This window comes from Hymenobacter elongatus, assembly GCF_004745955.1.
GTDB lineage: Bacteria > Bacteroidota > Bacteroidia > Cytophagales > Hymenobacteraceae > Hymenobacter > Hymenobacter elongatus.
Window position 1 is genome coordinate 1 of record NZ_SRLD01000019.1, and the last position, 18702, is coordinate 18702.

At 57.9% G+C, this 18702-nt stretch carries 16 protein-coding genes; 5 read left to right on the forward strand and 11 right to left on the reverse strand.

The genetic code is table 11. From position 1 onward, the window contains the following. Positions 1–218 precede the first annotated feature (218 nt). Positions 219–794: a hypothetical protein gene (locus tag E5J99_RS10810; protein WP_135497770.1), complete on the forward strand. Its 576-nt coding sequence runs from the start codon at positions 219–221 to the stop codon at positions 792–794. Positions 795–1160: 366 nt separating this feature from the next. Here the strand turns inward: E5J99_RS10810 and E5J99_RS10815 are convergent, their stop codons facing one another. From E5J99_RS10815 to lpdA, 5 genes are all read right to left on the reverse strand, one after another. Then, the gene (locus tag E5J99_RS10815; protein WP_135497771.1) at positions 1161–1520 is read right to left on the reverse strand and encodes a nucleotidyltransferase domain-containing protein; all 360 of its coding nucleotides are present in this window, start codon (positions 1518–1520) and stop codon (positions 1161–1163) included. Then, a complete protein-coding gene (locus E5J99_RS10820; RefSeq protein WP_135497773.1) occupies positions 1496–1888 on the reverse strand; it encodes a HEPN domain-containing protein in 393 nt (130 codons plus the stop codon). Before E5J99_RS10820 ends, E5J99_RS10815 begins: the two co-directional genes overlap by 25 nt. An 82-nt stretch (positions 1889–1970) precedes the next feature. Continuing rightward, positions 1971–2294 carry a DUF5615 family PIN-like protein gene (locus tag E5J99_RS10825; protein ID WP_135497774.1) on the reverse strand — a complete coding sequence of 108 codons (324 nt, stop codon included), beginning with the start codon at positions 2292–2294 and terminating at the stop codon, positions 1971–1973. Continuing rightward, positions 2278–2514, reverse strand: coding sequence for a DUF433 domain-containing protein (locus tag E5J99_RS10830; protein ID WP_135497775.1), 237 nt, complete (start codon positions 2512–2514; stop codon positions 2278–2280). The genes E5J99_RS10825 and E5J99_RS10830 overlap by 17 nt, the downstream gene beginning before the upstream one ends. 197 nt (positions 2515–2711) lie before the next feature. Next, positions 2712–4118: a dihydrolipoyl dehydrogenase gene (gene lpdA, locus E5J99_RS10835; protein WP_135497776.1), complete on the reverse strand. Its 1407-nt coding sequence runs from the start codon at positions 4116–4118 to the stop codon at positions 2712–2714. A gap of 825 nt (positions 4119–4943) precedes the next feature. Between lpdA and E5J99_RS10840 the strand changes: the two genes are divergently transcribed. Further along, complete coding sequence (locus E5J99_RS10840) at positions 4944–6368, forward strand: sialate O-acetylesterase (RefSeq protein ID WP_135497777.1); 1425 nt, start codon at positions 4944–4946, stop codon at positions 6366–6368. A 7-nt stretch (positions 6369–6375) separates the two neighbouring features. Here E5J99_RS10840 and E5J99_RS10845 read toward each other — a convergent pair whose 3' ends face one another. Further along, positions 6376–8037 carry a M1 family metallopeptidase gene (locus tag E5J99_RS10845; RefSeq protein ID WP_135497779.1) on the reverse strand — a complete coding sequence of 554 codons (1662 nt, stop codon included), beginning with the start codon at positions 8035–8037 and terminating at the stop codon, positions 6376–6378. Positions 8038–8210: 173 nt separating this feature from the next. Between E5J99_RS10845 and yedA the strand changes: the two genes are divergently transcribed. Next, positions 8211–9131: a drug/metabolite exporter YedA gene (gene yedA / locus E5J99_RS10850; protein ID WP_135497781.1), complete on the forward strand. Its 921-nt coding sequence runs from the start codon at positions 8211–8213 to the stop codon at positions 9129–9131. Between the two features lie 187 nt (positions 9132–9318). Further along, complete coding sequence (locus E5J99_RS10855; RefSeq protein ID WP_135497783.1) at positions 9319–9708, forward strand: group III truncated hemoglobin; 390 nt, start codon at positions 9319–9321, stop codon at positions 9706–9708. A 380-nt stretch (positions 9709–10088) separates the two neighbouring features. On the opposite strand, the gene odhB is transcribed toward E5J99_RS10855, so the two are convergent. From odhB to E5J99_RS10870, 3 genes are all read right to left on the reverse strand, one after another. Continuing rightward, positions 10089–11774, reverse strand: a complete 1686-nt coding sequence (odhB, locus tag E5J99_RS10860) for a 2-oxoglutarate dehydrogenase complex dihydrolipoyllysine-residue succinyltransferase (RefSeq protein ID WP_135497785.1) — start codon at positions 11772–11774, stop codon at positions 10089–10091. A gap of 120 nt (positions 11775–11894) precedes the next feature. Continuing rightward, complete coding sequence (locus E5J99_RS10865; protein WP_135497786.1) at positions 11895–14744, reverse strand: 2-oxoglutarate dehydrogenase E1 component; 2850 nt, start codon at positions 14742–14744, stop codon at positions 11895–11897. 203 nt (positions 14745–14947) lie between these two features. After that, complete coding sequence (locus tag E5J99_RS10870; RefSeq protein ID WP_135497788.1) at positions 14948–16144, reverse strand: SMP-30/gluconolactonase/LRE family protein; 1197 nt, start codon at positions 16142–16144, stop codon at positions 14948–14950. Positions 16145–16463: 319 nt separating this feature from the next. Between E5J99_RS10870 and E5J99_RS10875 the strand changes: the two genes are divergently transcribed. After that, on the forward strand, positions 16464–16967 hold the full coding sequence (locus tag E5J99_RS10875) for an RlpA-like double-psi beta-barrel domain-containing protein (protein ID WP_135497789.1): 504 nt from the start codon (positions 16464–16466) through the stop codon (positions 16965–16967). Positions 16968–17023: 56 nt separating this feature from the next. Here E5J99_RS10875 and E5J99_RS10880 read toward each other — a convergent pair whose 3' ends face one another. Further along, positions 17024–18046 (reverse strand): hypothetical protein, encoded by a 1023-nt coding sequence (locus E5J99_RS10880; protein ID WP_135497791.1) that lies wholly within the window; start codon positions 18044–18046, stop codon positions 17024–17026. A gap of 147 nt (positions 18047–18193) precedes the next feature. Continuing rightward, a complete protein-coding gene (locus E5J99_RS10885) occupies positions 18194–18595 on the reverse strand; it encodes a hypothetical protein (RefSeq protein WP_135497792.1) in 402 nt (133 codons plus the stop codon). Positions 18596–18702 lie beyond the last annotated feature (107 nt).

Consider the following 18702-nt stretch of genomic DNA (forward strand, 5'->3'; position numbering starts at 1 on the left):
AACGGCGCACAGCGGGTCTTGACCTTGCGCGTCTGCGCGATGAGTAACCGATGGCAGCTGGTACGCCAACACATTGAACCCTTCAACACGGCCAGGGCGGCGTAGCGACAATTTGGGTTGCACCCCATAGGAATCGAGCAAACGTATTAGAAATACTTACTGAGGACATCAAAGAAGCATGTGATATTGTAAATGAAAAAGTTGGTTTACCAGATAATATGAACCCATTAAGGCTAGCACAATGGAAACCAACAGAAGAACACGTATTAAAAATGCACAATGACATTAGCGACGATGTTTTAAACTCAAGATTACCAGAATCTTTAAAAGATCAATATGCAGACAAATCTTACAATCAAGTAAAGCCATATGACCAAAGCATACAATCCATATTTGAAGAATATGCATTGCATAATCTAATGCAAAAAATATCTGCCTCATCAAGAGCATTGAGAAACAGTGATTATGTAGATCCTGAGATTAAAAAAAAATTATTAAAGGAGATTATACGAGGATGGGAACAATTATCAAAAGTTCTATTGGCATTAGCTCCTATTCTTGCATCCAAAGGTCAAGCTGCTTTTGAAGGATGCGGTTTTGAGCTTTCAGGAGATTTTGGAAATACTTTTGAGGAAAGAATGAATAGTATCATTCAAGTCAACCCTACTAATGTTGTAGGTTATTTTAAGGATGATTTATTTTCTAATAAAATGGGGCCATTACTTTATGCGCATTTTTCACTGGAAACAGATGCAATAAAAAAACATCAATTAGCTTTATTATTTGTATTTTAAAGACCTAAAGATTGGAAAAAGTATATTCAAGAGCACATTGTATCAATTTCCAAAAATTCTTTTTATCTATATGATATTTTCAATGCACTACGAGTACAATATAGATACGCATTCGCATCAGAAGAAACATTGAAAGAAATAGAATACCTAATTAAAATGGGGTTAGCAAAACATCATTTCGGCGACAAAAAACCTAGCCTCGATAAAATAGTTAAAATATCAAACAAGAATTTACCAAAAAGGGAATTCGGCGAAGAGGAAAGCAAGTAGCAATCTAGCTCTATTACTAATCACTCTTACAGCCAAAAAGCGGCTGAAGTTTCCCTAGCTCTAGCCGCTTTTGCGTTACTGCATTACGGCGCGGAATTACATATGCATGGCCCGACTCTCGGGGGCGGTGGGTTCCCACTCGCCGATGACGATGCCGGTGCGCTTGATTTCCTGGACGAAGGGGTTCCAGTCGGTGAACTGCTCGGGCGAGAAGGTATGGGGCTCGATATCGACAAATGCCTTCTGGGCAATGACTGCCCCTATCAACCCTACGTCCTGAAACCCGAACCCGGTGAACTCGTCGGCCACTAAGGCCACATCGATATCCGAAAACGGCCGCTGGTCGTTGCAGGCATACGAGCCAAATAGAATGACCTTCCGCAACGACACCTGCTCACTGCGGATACTTTCGGCAAAGGCTCTGACCCGTTCTAAGGCAGCTGATTGAGTAAGCATTGGCGGAGGTTGGTTACGTCTTGTAGCACAGTTTGGGTGAAGGCGCGTGTAGCCTGCTGGCGCAGGTTGGCGGTGTGGCTTTCATAACGGCCTTCAAGCTGGAAAGTGTTCAACTGTTGCACGAACGTGGCCTGGGCAGGCGTCAGGACCAGCGTGGTATCAGCCGGCAGCCGGGCAATGTTGTGGGTAAAAGGCGGAGTGTCGCCGGGGTTGTCCTGCACCCAGAGTGCCTTAGCCAGCTTTTCAATGGTAAGATGTGCCCAGAACAGGCAGGGCACATAGGTGCCGGCCGTAAACATGCTGCCGACCTCCTGCCAGTTCTGGTTGGCGGCGTTCATCCAATAGGCAATGTGGTCGGCTTTGGTCATGCGTGAGGCCAAGCTACAAAAAAGCGGCTGAAGCCCCGGGGAGTTTCAGCCGCTTTTGGCGCTACTGCATTACGGGACGCAACTACAGCGAAACGACTTGCGGACCGGGCCGCAAGGGTTGCTGTAGCAGCTGCCGGAGCGGCGGCACGAGCTGCTGGAGGGTCAGGTATGTATTGTCGGGGGCATTGAGCAGCACTACGGCAATGGGGTACTTGCTGAAGTTCTGTTGGTAGCGCAGGTTTTTGTCGAAGGTTACCAGCACCTGGAAGCCGGTGGCCAGCATCTCGCGCAGTAGCTCACCGTTCTTTTTGCCCTGCCACTGTTGGTCGCGCACGGTGTAGAGCTCATGCTCGGGGAAATCCTGCTTCAGGCGTTTGGGCAGGTTCTCATCAAGCAGCACTTTCATAGATCTGCCGGAAGTTGGGCGAGGAGAACATCTTTTCGGCTATGGCCAGCACCTGCATCACCTGCTCGTGTTGCACGGAAGGAAAGTCGTCGAGAAACCCGGCTACCGATACACCTTTTTCCAGGTGCATAAACAGCGTTTCAATGGGGACGCGGGTGCCCTGGAACACCGGGGTGCCACCCAGAATATCGGGGTCGGAAAGGATGACGTCGAGGTTCATAAAGCGGTGATGACAGGAGTAAGCTAAAGATACTGTATTCGGTAGAGGAGGAAGTTGGAGGGCATAAAAAAGCGGCTGAAGCTCCGGGGAGTTTCAGCCGCTTTTTTATGGTTGGGCAACGAAGCGGTAGAGATGCTTCGGCTCCACTACGGTGCGCTCAGCATGACGTTCTTTCGTGCTGCTGAGCCGTTTTGTCCTTACATATGAATCGCCCGGTTCTCGGTGGCGGCGAGGCAGGCTTCCTTCATGGCTTCGGCGTAGGTGGGGTGGGCGTGGCTCATGCGGGCCACGTCCTCGGCGGAGGCGCGGAACTCCATGGCCGTCACGGCTTCGGCGATGAGGTCGGCGATGCGGGGGCCGATCATGTGGACGCCCAGGATTTCGTCGGTTTCCTTGTCGGCCAGCACTTTCACGAAGCCGTCGAGGTCCATGGAGGCGCGGGCGCGGCCCGAGGCGCGGAACGGGAACGAGCCGGTTTTGTAGGCTTTGCCCTGCTCCTTGAGCTGCTCTTCGGTGTAGCCTACGCCCGCCACTTCGGGCCAGGTATACACCACGCCGGGGATGAGCAGGTAGTTGATGTGGGGCTTCTGGCCGGCAATGGTTTCGGCCACGAACACCCCTTCTTCCTCGGCCTTGTGGGCCAGCATGGCCCCGCGCACCACGTCGCCGATGGCGTAGATACCGGGCACATTGGTTTGCATGTGGGCATCGACCTTAACACGGCCGCGCTCCTCCATCTCGATGCCGGCGGCTTCCAGGTTGAGGCCCGCCGTGTAGGGCGAGCGACCCACGGCCACGAGGCAATAGTCGCCTTCGAAGGTCACTTCCTCGCCTTTCGGGTTGGTCGCCGTCACGGTCACGGTGTCGCCGGCGCGGGTGGCGCCGGTCACTTTGTGGCTCAGGAAAAACTCGATGCCGATTTTGCCCAGCACGCGCTTCAGCTCCTTGCCCAGGCCGCGGTCCATGGTCGGAATGAGGGAGTCGAGGAATTCGACTACCGATACTTTCGCGCCGAGGCGGGCGTAGATGGAGGCCATTTCGAGGCCAATGACGCCGCCGCCAATGACGACCATGTGCTTGGGCACTTCCCGGATGTTGAGCGCCTCGGTGCTGGTGATAATGCGCTGCTTGTCCTGGGCAATGAAGGGCAGCACAGTGGGCTTGGAGCCGGTGGCGATAATAACGTTCTTGGTCTCGATCTGCTGCGCCTCGCCGCCGGCCGTGGGCGCGATGCTGATATGGGTCTTGTCGACGAACGAGCCGACGCCTTGCAGCACGTCGATCTTGTTTTTCTTCATCAGATACTGAATGCCGTCGGTATTGGCCTTCACGACGCCCGCCTTGCGGTCAATCATCTGGTTCATATTCACCTGCAGGTCGCTCAGCTCGATGCCGTGCTCCTTGAAGGTGGTATGGGCGTTGTGGTAGTGCTCGGTCGAGTCGAGCAGGGCCTTGCTCGGGATGCAGCCCACATTGAGGCAGGTGCCGCCCAGGGTGTCGTACTTCTCGATGAGGGCCGTTTTGAGGCCCAGCTGGGCGCAGCGGATGGCCGCTACATATCCGCCGGGGCCGGAGCCGATGACGGTAACGTCGTATTGGGTCATAGTAGGGTGAATTCGGTGGAAATCAGCGTGCGGCAAAGGTAGGAATGAATGCCGGGATGTGCGGGGTCGACGGGCGGGAGTTAGCAGGCACAGCAGGTTCGGGCCCGCCGGAACGCCGTAGCGGCACGGCCCTGCGACCCCGGCGTCCGCGCCGCCAGAAGTCATTCGCTGCTGGTTATCCAACACCCGCCTGCACGGGTTGCGCCTGAGGAAAGTGGATGAGTCTACGCTGAACTTTTCGGCAGGGAAGCCTCTCTTTTTTCTGTGGCCCGCGCGCCCCAGGCCCAACGCGGCGAAACTGGGTAGTGAGGCTGTTGGGGAGTTCATTTGCCGGTCATCCTATGTTTGTCGAAGCATCTCTACTGCTTCGTTACATTCCCAACCAGTTAGAGCGGTTTCGAGGTCAATGGCTAGTAGCGCGAACTTTGTAGGTCGCGTCGCCACGCCGTTCGCATGCGTTCTATCGGCGCGGGGACGCGAACTACAAAGTTCGCGCTACTATTGTCCCGTACACGGAATTCGAAACCACGCTGGGGCGCTATTTTTGTCGCGCCTGCGTTGGGCAGCCTGTTCAGGGCGTGTGGACCGTAATCGAAAAAGCGGTCCTGAATGCTTTTTGAAGGTCGTGCTGAGCATTCTGCGCATCAAGCAGCGAACGAAGCATCTCGCGTGCGGTCGTTGGATGACTACTCCTACGGCAGCACGCGAGATGCTTCGTTCGCTGCTTGATGCGCAGAATGCTCAGCATGACGGCCTTTTTTCTTGCTGTCCACACAGCCTAATTGCCGGACTCCCGCTGCTGCTGTATACCGCTCATTTTCTGCTATGATTTCTACCATCATCCGGTGCCTCCTACCAGCCACTTTACTGCTTCTCGCTTCCCTGACCCAAGCGGCGGTACGCCTGCCCCGGCTGGTTGGCAGCAACATGGTGCTGCAGCGCAACACGGCTTTGCCCATTTGGGGCTGGGCGGCTCCCGGTGAGCGGGTCGTGATTATCTTCCAGGGCCACACCTATCGGACCCCGGCCACCGACACCACGGGCCGCTGGCGCATTATGCTGCCGCCACTGCGTGCGGGTGGCCCCTATAGCATGCTCGTGAAAGGCCACAACACCATTCAGCTGAGCAATATTCTGGTCGGCGACGTGTGGCTGGCCTCAGGACAATCGAACATGGAATGGCCGCTGCAAGAGGAAGTGCTGAATTTTCGGCAGGAAATAGCGGCGGCCAACTACCCCCGCATCCGGCTGCTGACGGTGGAGAAAGTCACGGCCGCCTCGCCCCAGGCCGATTTTGCAAGCGACGGGTGGCAGGAGTGCGGCCCCCAAACCGTGGGCCGCTTTTCTGCTGTCGCCTATTTCTTCGGCCGCAGTCTGCACCAGCACTACCATGTTCCCATTGGGCTGATCAGCGCGGTATGGAGCGGTACGGCCGCCGAAAGCTGGGTGAGCCCGGCCACCCTTCGCACCTTGCCCGGCCAACCGCAACACCCCTTTCCCACGAGCGGACAGGCAGAGTTCCCCTCGATTTATAATGCCATGATTGCACCGCTCCTACCCTACGCGCTGAAAGGCATCATCTGGTACCAGGGCGAAAGCAATGTGTCCCGGGCGTATCAGTACCGTACTCTGTTTCCGGCCCTGATTCAGGATTGGCGCACCCGCTGGGGCCAGGGCAATCTACCCTTTCTCTTCGTGCAGCTCGCCGGGTATATGCGCGACCAGCCTGAGCCCGCCGAGTACGAATGGGCAGAGCTGCGCGAAGCCCAGCTACGCACCCTGGCCGTACCCAGTACGGGCATGGCCGTGGCTCTCGACCTAGGTGACCCAAACGACATTCACCCGCGCAACAAGCAGCCGGTGGGTGAGCGGCTGGCGCTGGCGGCCCGCCGCGTAGCCTATCACGATTCGGGGGTGGTAGCTTCGGGGCCGCTGTTACAGGCCATGCGAGTGCAGGGAAACACTGTCCGGCTACGCTTTTCCCAAACGGGCGGGGGACTGGTACTGAAAGATCCGGCGGGTCCCTACCTGCGCGGATTTGCCCTGGCCGGGGCCGATCAGAAGTTCGTGTGGGCCCAGGGCCGGCTGGAAGGCCAGGAGCTGGTGCTCTACAGCGACCAGGTGCCCACGCCCGTGGCGGTGCGCTATGCCTGGGGCAACAGCCCGTTTCCCAATCTCTACAATGCCGAGGGCCTGCCCGCCTCCCCGTTCCGCACCGACGACTGGCCGGGACTGACCACAAACCGGTAACGACTCATCAATCTACCAGCACACCGATGTAGTAGTTGAACGTATCGACTTCGAGGTTGGCTGTGGTGGCGCCGGGCAGCTCGATGGGCTGAAACTGACTGGAGGGCTGGATGAAGCTATACTGACCGCCCTTCACCCGCACCCGCACGGGCATGTTGAAGCCGGGCACGCTGGCAACCCAGCGGGCCTGGAGCTGGCCGGCTTCCTGCCGTATTTCCAGCGTCGGAATGGTAGGGTAACGCAGGTACTGATCAAATACCTTGGTCAGGTCCTTGCCGCTCTGCTGGTTGAGGTAGCCCACGATTTGTGCCGTCGTCACGGTCTGGTGGTAGAAGGTCTGGCCGAGGCCGCGCAGCATTTGCCGCCACTTCTCGTCGTCGTTGATGATGGTGCGCACCATGTTGAGCACGTTGGTGCCCTTGTCATACATGTCGCCGGAGCCTTCGGTATTCACGCCGTAGGGGCCAATAATCGGGGCGTCGTTCTGGATGTTGCGCCGCTGCCCGTGGATGTATTCCTGGCCGGCCCGCTTCCCAAACTGACTTTCCGTGAACAGGGCCTCCGAGTACGTCGTGAAGGCCTCGTGAATCCACATATCGGCAATATCCTTGCTCGTAATATTATTGCCGAACCACTCGTGGCCGCTTTCGTGGATGATGATAAAATCCCACTTCATACCCCAGCCGGTGGCCGAGCGGTCTTGGCCCAGGTAGCCATTCTGGTATTTGTTGCCGTAGGCCACGGCGCTCTGGTGCTCCATGCCCAGGTGGGGCGCATCCACCAGCTTGTAGCCATCCTCATAAAACGGATAAGGGCCAAACCAGTGCTCCAGCGACTTAAGCATAGGCTTCACGTTGGCGGCGAAGTGCGTTTTTGCCTTGGCCAGATTTTCTGTCAACACCCAGTATTGCAGCGTCAACGGGCCCTTCTCGCCGGCGTAGGAGTCGGCAAAGCTGGTGTAGTCGCCCACGTTCAGGGCCACGTCGTAGTTGTTGATGGGGTTGCGCACGGCCCAGTCGAACCGGCTGAAGCCGCCTTGCACGGGCGTCACCCGCCGCAGTCGGCCATTCGATACGTCTTTCAGCCCCTTAGGCACCGTCACACTGATGAGCATGCTATCCACTTCGTCGGCCTGGTGGTCTTTGGTGGGCCACCACACGCTGGCCCCCAAGCCCTGGCAGGCCGTAGCTACCCAAGGCTTGCCGTTAGCATCGGTCGCGAAAACCAGGCCGCCGTCCCACGGGGCACGCTCGGCCACGCGCGGCTTGCCGGAGTAGAACACGGTGAACTCGTCGCGGCTGCCTTTGCGGATGGGCTGGGCAAAGGTGACGAACACGGCATTAGCCTCGCGGGTGAAGGGCAGACTCTGGCCCTTGTACACCACTTTCTCCACCGTCAGATTGGCGAATAAGTCGAACTGCAGCCGCGAGAAGTCCTGGGTGGCCGTAAAGCGAAACAGGTTGGAGCCGCTGATAAACCGCTTCGCTATGTCCAGCTTGACGTCGAGGTGGTAGTAGTTGATGTCGTAGCAGGTGCGCAGCGGCGTGAGCGTACCGCGCAGGGAATCAGCGCGGGTGAAGGCCGGGCGGCTCTGTAGCAGCTGGGCCGTAGCGCGCTGGCCCAGCCCCAGCACGGCCAGCAGTAAGAAAAGAGTAGCGGTACGCAGCATAGAAGCGGAAAAACAAGATAGAAACGTGGCTAACAGACTCCTGAGCCAGCCTGGAGTTGCGCCCCGGCGCGTGCGCCAGGCCAGCCGGCAGACGCACGAAGGTAGCCCACCGCAAGTTTCGGGTGGCCACCCGCCAGACTTTGCCGTAGGTTTACGGCCTCATTCCTCAGTTTATGCCTGCTGCTTCCCCCGCTCCTTCCCGTGCCGCTCTGCTGGGCGCGTTTGCCATTGTGTACCTCATCTGGGGCTCTACCTACCTGGGCATCCGGTTTGCCATCGACAGTATTCCACCGCTGCTTATGGCTGGCACCCGCTATTCGTTGGCGGGGCTGCTGCTGTATGGCTACATGCGCTGGCGCGGCGAGCCGCGCCCCACGGCCCAGGGCTGGCTCACGGCGGTGCTTATCGGCGTGTGTCTGCTCACGTTTGGCAATGGCGGCGTCACGCTGGGCGAGCAGTATATTCCTACCGGTATGGCTTCGCTGCTGGTCGCTACGGTGCCTATGTTTCTGGCGCTGCTCGGCTGGCTGAGCGGCCTGGCGGCCCGGCCCACCCCGTGGGTAGCGCTGGGTCTGCTGCTGGGCATGGGCGGCGTCTATCTGCTGGCCCGCAACCCCGGAGCCAGCCACGTAGCCCTACCCGGCCACGAAACCCTGGGTATTATTCTGGTGCTGGTAGCGGCGCTGGTGTGGTCCATCGGCTCCCTGTACTCCAAGAAAAAGCAGGCTGCCGCCTCTCCTTTCCTGGCCGGGGGCATGCAGATGCTGTGCGGCGGACTGGCCATGCTGGTCATTGGCCTGATGCGGGGAGAGGCCACAGGCTTCGAGCTGGCCGCCGTCACCACCAAATCGTGGATAGCTTATGCCTACCTGGTCACGTTTGGCTCCATTGTCGCTTTCTCGGCTTACATCTGGCTGCTGCGAGCCGTGGAACCGGCGCTGGCGGGCACGTATGCGTTTGTCAATCCGGTGGTGGCCGTGCTGCTGGGCTGGGCCTTCGCCGGCGAGCAGCTCACGTTGGGTATGCTGGGTGGAGCGGCTCTCATCGTGGCCGCTGTGGTGCTGGTTGTGTTGGGAGGTCGCCAGAAAACGTAGCGGCCACAACGTTGTTCGCCAGCTGCTGGCACTGCAGAGCCTAAAGCGGCTTCTTGCGCTGCGCAAACGTTTTTTCATACCCTCATTCATACTTATTATATAAATATACATACGGTATAGAGCGAAATCTATGAAACCTGCGTAAATTCGCTGCGTATCTGGTACTCCACTCGCTTAGCCGCTGCCCATGAAAACATCTGCTATTCTCTCCGACATCAAAACAGAAGGGGACATCAAGACTTTAGTGGACACGCTGTGCCATAAAGCAACCAACGATACGTTGCTTGGAGCCCGTTTCGGCGCGGCCGCCCGCATTCACTGGCCGCACTACCTCACCACGCAATACCGCTACTGGAGCAGCACCTTGCTGGGTCACGGCACCCAGGAAGGCGAACCACTCCCGGAGCAGCTGGCACTGCCTACCAGCGGCCCCCACATCGAGCACTGGCTGAAGCTGTTTTCCTCGGCTGTGGAGGAGTGCTTCGCGGGTTCTAAGGCTGATGAGGCCAAACACCTGGCCCGCCAGATGGCAACCCGCCTGAGTGGCACCCGCACCCGCGAGCTGCCCGTCGACTAAGTACAACACCTATTGCATAGCTATTCCGGCCTTTTTCCACAGCCTCTTTTCCCTTTCTACTCACCCACCCGTTAGAATCCGGATTTCTTTAGAACCAGACTCTATCCCACCCCCACCAACCAGCACCCTAACCAGTGCTGGTTGTGTCGTTTTAGAGGATTCGGGGGAATGACAGAGCGGTTTCGGGGTCATTCGCGTCGCCGCGCCGTTCGCAGTCGTTTTATCGGCGCGGCGACGCGAACTACAAAGTTCGCGCTACTGCTCTCCTGTACCCGGAATCCGGAACCGCTCTAACAACTCGTAGACTTACCACCAAAACATAAAAAAGGGCAGCCCGAGAATTCGGACTGCCCTTTCTTGTATCGCGCTACTGCGCTAGCCTACACGCCCAGCAACAGACGCGTCGGGTCTTCCAGCAGCTCTTTCACGCGCACCAGGAACGATACCGACTCGCGGCCGTCGATGATGCGGTGGTCATAGCTCAGGGCCAGGTACATCATGGGGCGAATGACCACTTGGCCATTTTCGGCAATAGGGCGCTGCACGATGTTGTGCATCCCCAGAATGGCCGACTGCGGCGCGTTGATAATCGGCGTGCTCATCATCGAGCCGAAAATGCCGCCGTTGGTGAGGGTAAACGTGCCACCGGTCATCTGCTCGATGGTGAGCTTATTGTCGCGGGCCAGCATGGCCAGCCGCACCACTTCCTTCTCGATACCCTCGAAGGAGAGCTGCTCGGCATTCCGGATTACGGGCACCACCAAGCCTTTTGGGGCCGATACGGCAATGCTGATGTCGCAGAAGTCGTTGTACACGATATCGGTGCCGTCAATCTGGGCATTGACCGACGGCCACTCCTGCAGGGCCACGCACACGGCCTTGGTGAAGAAGGACATAAAGCCCAGGTTCACCCCATTCTTTTCCTTGAACCTGTCCTTGAACTTGGTGCGCAGGTCCATAATCGGCTGCATGTTCACCTCATTGAAGGTGGTAAGCATTGCCGTTTCGTTTTTCACCGCTACCAGGCGGCGGGCTACGGTTTTGCGCAGGTTGCTCATGCGCTCCTTGCGCTGGGTGCGGTTGCCGACAGTGGCCGGAGCGGCTGGCTGGGCAGCAGCCGCAGCCGCCGGCGCGGCAGCTTGCGGAGCCGCTACAGGTGCCGCCGGACGAGCCTGAGCATTCAGTGCGTCTTCCTTCGTAATGCGGCCGTCGCGGCCCGAACCCTGCACCTCAGCGGCTGCAATTCCTTTCTCGCCTAGAATCTTACCCGCTGCCGGCGAAGGCGTGCCGGTGGCATAGCTGGTCGAACCAGTAGAAGCGGGAGCTGCGGAAGCAGTTGGGGCAGCGGGAGCGGCGGCTGGCGCGGCCGGAGCCGGAGCAGCACCCGCGCCGCTACCGCCCTCAATCCGGGCAATAACAGTTCCGATGCTGATGGTTTCGCCTTCCTTAACGGCATGGCGTAGCGTACCGGCACCCTCGGCGGGTAGCTCAAACGTGGCTTTATCCGATTCCAGCTCGGCAATTACTTCGTCGCGCTGCACCTGGGCTCCGTCGGGCTTCAGCCATTTGGCTACGGTTACTTCCGTGATGGATTCGCCAACGGCGGGTATCTTCATTTCCACCGTGGCACTGCCGCCAGCAGCCGGGGCCGGGGCGGCTGCCGCCGGAGTAGGCGTATCGGCGGAGCCGGCCTGCGAACCGCCGTAGCCCGACTGATTGCTGGCTTGCGGGTTCTGCTCACCCTGCGTTACCGGGTCGGCAGCCGCTGGGGCCGGAGCGGCGGCCGGAGCCGCTGCAGCAGCTGGCTCAGCTACTGGAGCGGCACTGCCGCCCGCGCCGTCGATGTCGGCAATAACGGTTCCGATACCGATGGTTTCACCCTCCGCTACCCGGATTTTGAGCACGCCATCTGTTTCGGCGGGCAGCTCAAACGTGGCTTTATCTGATTCCAGCTCGGCAATGACTTCGTCGCGCTTCACGGTTTCGCCGTCTTTCTTGAGCCACTTGGCAATGGTCACTTCGGTAATGGACTCGCCGACGGCGGGGATTTTAATTTCCAGACCCATAGGGAGGGAGTTGAAGGGTTTCGGTGGAGGGTGATGACGCAAGCGGGGTGGCTCGCGTTTCCTGAACGGGTATTCGTAATACGGCTTAGTGCCGGGCGAGCTACGGAGCCCGGACCCCACTTAGTCCTGCTTCTTGGCTATTTCTACGGTGCTTTTGATGTTGGCATCGGCCACCTGCTCTTTGGGCTTGTCGAAGGCGCGGGCCACAAGGTCCTTCTGCTCCTTCACGTGCACCTTATTGTAGCCCGTAGCGGGCGAGGCCGACGGCTTACGGGCGACAACATCCTCCAATTCGCGGCGCATGTAGCGAAGCATGAAGTTCCAGTAGCCCATGTTTTCGGGCTCTTCCTGAACCCAGTACAGCTTGGCTTTCGGGTACTTGGCCAGCTCGGCGTCCAGTTGCTTCTTAGGGAATGGATGCAGCTGCTCCAGGCGCACAATGGCCACGTCGGTGCGGGCGGAGGTGCGTTGCTCTTCCAGCAAGTCGAAGTACACCTTGCCCGAGCACAGCAGCACGCGCTTCACCTTTTTGGCATCGGCATACACATCACCCAGCACTTCGCGGAAAGAGCCGCTGGTAAACTCCTCCACCGGCGACACGCACAACGGGTGGCGCAGCATCGACTTCGGCGACATTACGACCAAGGGCTTGCGGAAGCTCCAGGTCAGCTGCCGGCGCAGGGCGTGGAAGAAGTTGGCCGGCGTGGTCATGTTAGCCACCACGATGTTGTTTTCGGCCGCCAGCTGCAGAAACCGCTCGGGGCGGGCATTGGAATGCTCCGGCCCCTGGCCTTCGTAGCCGTGGGGCAGCAGCAGCACCACACCGTTCATGCGCTGCCACTTGCTCTCCGATGACACGATAAACTGGTCAATCATGGTCTGAGCGCCGTTGGCGAAGTCGCCGAACTGGGCTTCCCACACCACCAAAGCAGTCGGGTTAGCCATGGCGTAGCCAAATTCGAAGCCCAATACCGCGTACTCGCTCAGCAGCGAGTTGTAGATGCTCAGCTTCTCTTGGCCCTCGCCGATGTAGTTCAGCGAGTTGTAGGGGGCCGAAGTTTCGGCGTCGTGCAGCACGGCGTGGCGGTGCGAGAAGGTGCCCCGCTGCACGTCCTGGCCACTGACGCGCACGATGTGCTTTTCGGCCAGCAGCGAGCCGTAGGCCAGCAGCTCGCCGGCCGCCCAGTTGAGCACCTTGGTGTCGAAGAACATCTTCTTGCGCTCCTCCATCAGCTTCTCAATCTGCTTCAGCGGACGGAAGCCTTCGGGCAGCTTCGTCAGGGCTTTGCCCACCTGCTGCACCAGCTCCGCGCTGATGCCCGTAGCCGGCGACTGGTCGAAGTCTTCGGGCTTGGAGCGCCGCAGACTGCGCCACTCGTTTTCCAAAGCCTGATAGTTATAAGGCAGCGGCTTCTGCTTCACCATGTCGAGGCGCGCCTGCAGGGTGTCGCGGAACTCCTTATCCATATGAGCCGCCAGCTCCGCGTCTACGTCGCCGCGCTGCACCAGCGTCGCGTTATATACTTCGCGCGGGTTCTGGTGCTTGCTGATCAGGTTGTAGAGCGTGGGCTGAGTGAATTTGGGCTCATCCGACTCGTTGTGGCCGTGGCGGCGGTAGCACACCATATCAATGAAGATATCGGCGTGAAACTGCTGCCGGTATTCGGTAGCCAGGCGCACGGCGAACACCACCGCTTCCGGATCATCGCCGTTAACGTGCAGCACCGGCGCGTCGATAATCTTGGCTAAATCGGTGCTGTAGATAGACGAGCGGGCATCCTCGAAGTCAGTCGTGAAACCAACCTGGTTATTGATGACGAAATGCACCGTGCCGCCCGTCTTGTAGCCTTCCAGCAGCGACATTTGGGTCAGCTCGTAGCCAATGCCCTGCCCGGCCAACGCGGCATCACCGTGGATGAGGATGGGCAGAATCTGGTGGTAGTCGTCGGCGTACTGATGCTCAATTTTAGCCCGCACGAAGCCTTCTACCACGGGGTTTACAGCCTCCAGGTGCGACGGATTCGGTGCCAGCTTCAGGTTCACCTTGTGGCCGGCTTCCGTGTCCACTTCCGAGCTGTAGCCCATGTGGTATTTCACGTCGCCGTCGCCCATGGTCAAATCCGGTACGGCCGTTCCCTCGAATTCCGAGAAAATCTGCTCGTAGGTTTTGCCCATGATATTGGCCAGCACATTGAGGCGGCCGCGGTGAGCCATTCCAATCATTACTTCACGTACTCCCAGAGTGGCCGCCTGCTCAATGATGGCGTCAAGAGCAGGAATCGTGGTTTCGCCGCCTTCGAGCGAGAAGCGCTTCTGCCCCAAAAACTTGGTGTGCAGGAAGTTTTCGAATACTACCGCTTCATTTAGCTTGCGCAGAATCCGCTTTTTGTATTCGATACCAGGATTAAAGGCCAAAGAATCCTTCTCGACCTTGGCCCGGAACCAGTCGAGCACCTGTGGGTCGCGGATGTACATATACTCGAAGCCAATGCTGCGGGTATAGATCTTTTCCAGCGCCGCCACGATGTCGCGCAACTTGGCTCCCGTGCCCAAGCCCAGCACTTCCCCCGTCTTGAAGGGCGTATCCAGATCGGACTCTCCCAAGCCGAAATCGGCAATATCGAGGCGGGCTTTGCGGTCTTTGCGTTCCCGCACCGGGTTGGTTTTGGCCCGCAGGTGACCTCGGCTCCGGTAGGCGTGCACCAGGTTGCTCACCTGGGTTTCCTTGTCGGCGGCAATTGTATCTACGGCCCGAATGAGACCGGCACTATCGGTAGAGGCTGAGGTAGTAAGCACTCCGGTACCGGCGGGCTGCACATCGCCTTCGGCAGCATACTGCTGCGAGAAGTCGAAGCCTTCAAAGAATTTGCGCCAGCCAAAGTCTACCGACTCGGGGTCGGCCTGATAGGCTTGGTAGAGTTGGTCAATGTAGTCGCCATGAGCGTTGGCGATATAAGAGTAAGCGTCCATTCGGAAGGAGCTAAGTGAGGTGGCGTAAATGTATTACGCTTCACCGGAAGGCGAAAACTTAAATTCGGGTATACAAATATGCCTCTTTTTCAAAAGATTGATTGCACATCTCCAGTCAGCGGAGAGTAAGCAGTAGCCAATCTATTCAAAATAGAAGGCAAACTGTCTTCCTGCCAGTGGAAACACCAGCCCTGCAGAAGCTCTTATTTAGGCAGTGCCATCTTGAAAATCCGGTAGGGCTGGTCTTGCTTCCCCACTCCTTTGTTCCAGGAGGGCGTTTTGTGGATGGCGGAAGTCGTCACGTACAGCGTTCCGTCACCTGCGAAGGCGAAGGTATCGGGCCATTGCAGACGTGGGTCCTGCACTACCAGCTCTATCTTGCCAGCCGGAGTGCGGCGCTTGATGGAATGGTCCTCGAAAGTGGACATATAGAGGTTGTCGGCGGCGTCGATTTCCATGCCGTCACAGGCGGGAACCTGGCCCAGGTCTTCGATTTGCTGGGCTAGCTGCGCATCCGACAGGCTGGCATTGCGCAGGGCTTCGGTTTTGATGCGGTAGAGCTTGTAGCTGGTCAGGGGCTTCCAATACAGATACTGCATATCCTGACTCAGGGCAATACCGTCGGCATTGAAGCGGGCCCGCTTACCAGTCGCATCAATCATTTCGTGCCCATCCGCTTTGATGTTCAGAGTGGTGTCGCCCATCATGGACGGATGCGTAGCCAGTAGCTTGCGCGCTTTCCCCGATGCAAGATCGATGACCACGAGGCTGCCCACGCCCGATTCGGTGATGTAGGCATAGCGATGTTGGGTGTCGATGCGCACATCGTTCAGGTATGATTTCCGCGAAGCCACACTTTCCGGAATACCGATATTCTGCGCCACCTTGTTGGTTTTCGGGTCTATCCTGACCAGTTTCGGCCCACCCGGAATAGTCCCTTTCAGCCCTGGCGAAGCGGGATCGAGCACCCACAGCATACCGGTTTTGTCGGCGTACACACTCTGGGGGCAAATCCAGTGTTTTTGGGGCTCGTCCCGGACCGACTCGTTCCAGGTGCACCAACTGGCGTCCGGGTAGGGCTTCACCGAGCCGTCGGTGCCAATCTCGGCCACCGGAGCCACGGGGTTGTTGTCCCAGCGCGGGAAATCGCCGAACACGCGGCCATCGGGCAGCACCGCCACACCTACTATTTGGGGCTCCCGAAACTCAGCAACAACTTGCAAGGGCGAACCGCTGGGCGTTGCCGAGCTAGTGGCAGCAGAATCGGCGGCAGCCGTTGTAGCAGCCGCATCGGCCGGCTTGTCGGGCGAAGAGCAGCTGGCAACTGCCGCCGTCAGTAAAAAGCCGAAAGCAACCTTGGCGCGGTGCCGCTGAAACAGGCGGTTTGCAGAAGGGGACATAAGTAGTATTTCGATGGAATTGGTCAGAGCGCCCGGGTCCGGGAGTCGTTTTTTTCTTACGACTTGAACCGCTATGGGTTTCTGCTTCCAAACCTTCGCAACGACGCTTTCTACAGTTTCAGCAAATTAAATGGTGTATTTTTATGTCTTTTGTAATATTAAATATAAAATTAGTATATGTTTACAATACTCTGACTCACTAAATCCACAGCGGTGGCAACTTTTTTCTGTTGTTCAGGGTTAACTCCATCTTGCCCGCCTCGCATGTAGGCGGCCCATTCTCTTCGGGCCTAAAGGAGAGTCCACGAAGCCAAACGTCATGTCTATTGCTCTAGTCCTACTCACCCTGCTTTTCCCCCCGCGGCCTGTTTTCTCCGCTGCTCTCCCCTCTACCGTTGCCCACCTGAGCCCGCGCACGGTAAGCTTTGTTTCGGCTCCGCTTGTTCCCAAACGACTGCCCCGCCGCCTGCCAGTCTACACCGTCACGGCGACGATTTATGAAGCCGACCCCCGGCAAACTGATTCCGAGCCCTTTATCACGGCCGACAACTCCCGGATTCCGCGTCGTCATTCGAGCAAACTCCGTTGGATGGCTTTATCCCGGGACCTGCTCAAGCCCTGGGGCGGCAAATTTGCCTTCGGCGACTCTGTTCGGGTAACCGGAATTTCTGCCAGGCTCGACGGCACCTACATCATTCACGACACCATGAACCGCCGGCACCGTCACTGCATGGATATTCTGGCCGCCAAGTGGGAACACCTCGATGAGATGTGGAAAAACGTTAAAATCACGAAAGTAGAGCCCCAGTGGCATGCTAGCTGATTGGCCGTACGTCCGCTAATCAGCACCGTTTTCTCTGAGCAGACTGGGCAATTGTGCTACACCGGCCGCCCGGTAGTACCTTTCCCTTCCCACGTTTCTATCGTTTGGGGTTCCCCATCCGCATCGTACAGGTAGCTTAGCGGCTGCTGCGGATCACGCATGATTTCGGAGTACGGAATCTGCCACCGTTTCCACATTTCCTGCAACGACTGTCCATAGCCGGTATTCTCCCAGGGGTTGAAAATCTCCCGCGTTACGTCGTCAATCAGCGTGTCGAATACCAGTTGCGTATCGCCGGGCTGCGTGGGGCGCGGGAAATAATCGGGGACTACATTGAGCAGATACGCGCCATAATAGACCCGGGCTTTGAACTCAGCAACCTGCACTGGATGCAGGGGCCGCTGCGCGTCCCGGTACACTCGGCCCATAGCTTGCCGCACGATACCATTGTCGATCAGGCAGGTGATGAGCACCGTTTCGTCCAGCTTAATGCTGAAGGTCATAGTGCTCAAATCGTCGTCGTATTCAAAGGGAATAGTATCTTCCAGCCCGGCTGTTTTCAGCACAAAAATGGAGGCAGGCGTGAAATCCTCAAACTCAATGGGGACGCGCAACGCCTGAAACACCTGAAAGAAGCACTGCAGCTTGCGCAGTAGCTGGGTATTTTCGGCCAGTGGGTATAGGGGCTTCGCTAACGGGTCAAGCTCATTGAGCAGCTCTAGCAGCATCACGCCGTAAAACATCTTACCCAGCCACAGGAACAGCGTTTTCCCCTCTAAGTCGCGCAAGGCGGCCGGGCCGGCCTGTGCGGCGTCGGCCACGGTCTGCTCCAGCGGCTCTACATATGCCTGACGGCAATCCGCGCAGCAGGGCATACGCAGGTCACGATAAGCCAACACACTCTGGTCGAGCAGCTTAATCTGCAGGTCGGCGAGCTGGTAGCGCTCCAAGAGCCACTCAGCGAAGACCAGCACCGAATCGGTGGGCATCGGTGTGGGGACACCACACAGGAAGCAGTGATGCGCAAAACGCATGCCCGTGAACGGGTCGTAGAGCGAGAGGTCGGGCGAAGTGGGCATAAGCAGCGCGAGGAAATGAAGGCGCAAAAGTACGTGGCTCACAAGGAACAGCTGGTACTGCCTTTGCTACCTGCTCAACGGATGGCTTATAACCAAAAGCCTCAGCCAGTAGATGGCTGAGGCTTTTGGTTGGGCTACAATTCCGAACTAGCGGGAGAGTGAAGACCCTATTTTGATGAGCAGCTTGCCCAAGTGCGTGAGTGGGGCAGTGTAGTTATCGGAGGTTTCGTCGGCTACTTTCACCGTTTCGGCCCCCAGCGTGGCCAGGGTTTCGGCAATATCGTGCGCGGCCGTATCCTTGTCGCTCAGTTGCTCGCGCAGAATGGTGAGCTCCTGAATAATCTTAGCCAAACCGGGCCGCTCGCTCGCGCGCAGCACCTGCTCCCACCGTTCTATCTCGCCCAAGCCCCGCTGATCGGCCTTTTCCGGAACACCATTGTTTAGCAGGGAAAGCGTGTCGTCGAGCAGGGCGGAATTCTGCTGGTCGGTTACTTCCAGCGGAATAGTAGGCATGGGAGTGTTCTGGGGCGTGGGCGTGGTGGAGTCCATGGTAAGGCGGAAAAAAATCGAAAGAAGTTATTGGTTATACTGCCTTCTTTCCAGAAAAGTTAAGTGACCACAACCAGGCCTCCCGCGTACAAACCGCCCGTACCTGC

Coding starts and splice junctions, on each gene's coding strand:
- E5J99_RS10810 (WP_135497770.1), top strand. CDS start 219: ATGAACCCATTAAGGCTAGCACAATGGAAACCAACAGAAGAACACGTA.
- E5J99_RS10815 (WP_135497771.1), bottom strand. CDS start 1,520: ATGCTTACTCAATCAGCTGCCTTAGAACGGGTCAGAGCCTTTGCCGAA.
- E5J99_RS10820 (WP_135497773.1), bottom strand. CDS start 1,888: ATGACCAAAGCCGACCACATTGCCTATTGGATGAACGCCGCCAACCAG.
- E5J99_RS10825 (WP_135497774.1), bottom strand. CDS start 2,294: ATGAAAGTGCTGCTTGATGAGAACCTGCCCAAACGCCTGAAGCAGGAT.
- E5J99_RS10830 (WP_135497775.1), bottom strand. CDS start 2,514: ATGAACCTCGACGTCATCCTTTCCGACCCCGATATTCTGGGTGGCACC.
- lpdA (WP_135497776.1), bottom strand. CDS start 4,118: ATGACCCAATACGACGTTACCGTCATCGGCTCCGGCCCCGGCGGATAT.
- E5J99_RS10840 (WP_135497777.1), top strand. CDS start 4,944: ATGATTTCTACCATCATCCGGTGCCTCCTACCAGCCACTTTACTGCTT.
- E5J99_RS10845 (WP_135497779.1), bottom strand. CDS start 8,037: ATGCTGCGTACCGCTACTCTTTTCTTACTGCTGGCCGTGCTGGGGCTG.
- yedA (WP_135497781.1), top strand. CDS start 8,211: ATGCCTGCTGCTTCCCCCGCTCCTTCCCGTGCCGCTCTGCTGGGCGCG.
- E5J99_RS10855 (WP_135497783.1), top strand. CDS start 9,319: ATGAAAACATCTGCTATTCTCTCCGACATCAAAACAGAAGGGGACATC.
- odhB (WP_135497785.1), bottom strand. CDS start 11,774: ATGGGTCTGGAAATTAAAATCCCCGCCGTCGGCGAGTCCATTACCGAA.
- E5J99_RS10865 (WP_135497786.1), bottom strand. CDS start 14,744: ATGGACGCTTACTCTTATATCGCCAACGCTCATGGCGACTACATTGAC.
- E5J99_RS10870 (WP_135497788.1), bottom strand. CDS start 16,144: ATGTCCCCTTCTGCAAACCGCCTGTTTCAGCGGCACCGCGCCAAGGTT.
- E5J99_RS10875 (WP_135497789.1), top strand. CDS start 16,464: ATGTCTATTGCTCTAGTCCTACTCACCCTGCTTTTCCCCCCGCGGCCT.
- E5J99_RS10880 (WP_135497791.1), bottom strand. CDS start 18,046: ATGCCCACTTCGCCCGACCTCTCGCTCTACGACCCGTTCACGGGCATG.
- E5J99_RS10885 (WP_135497792.1), bottom strand. CDS start 18,595: ATGGACTCCACCACGCCCACGCCCCAGAACACTCCCATGCCTACTATT.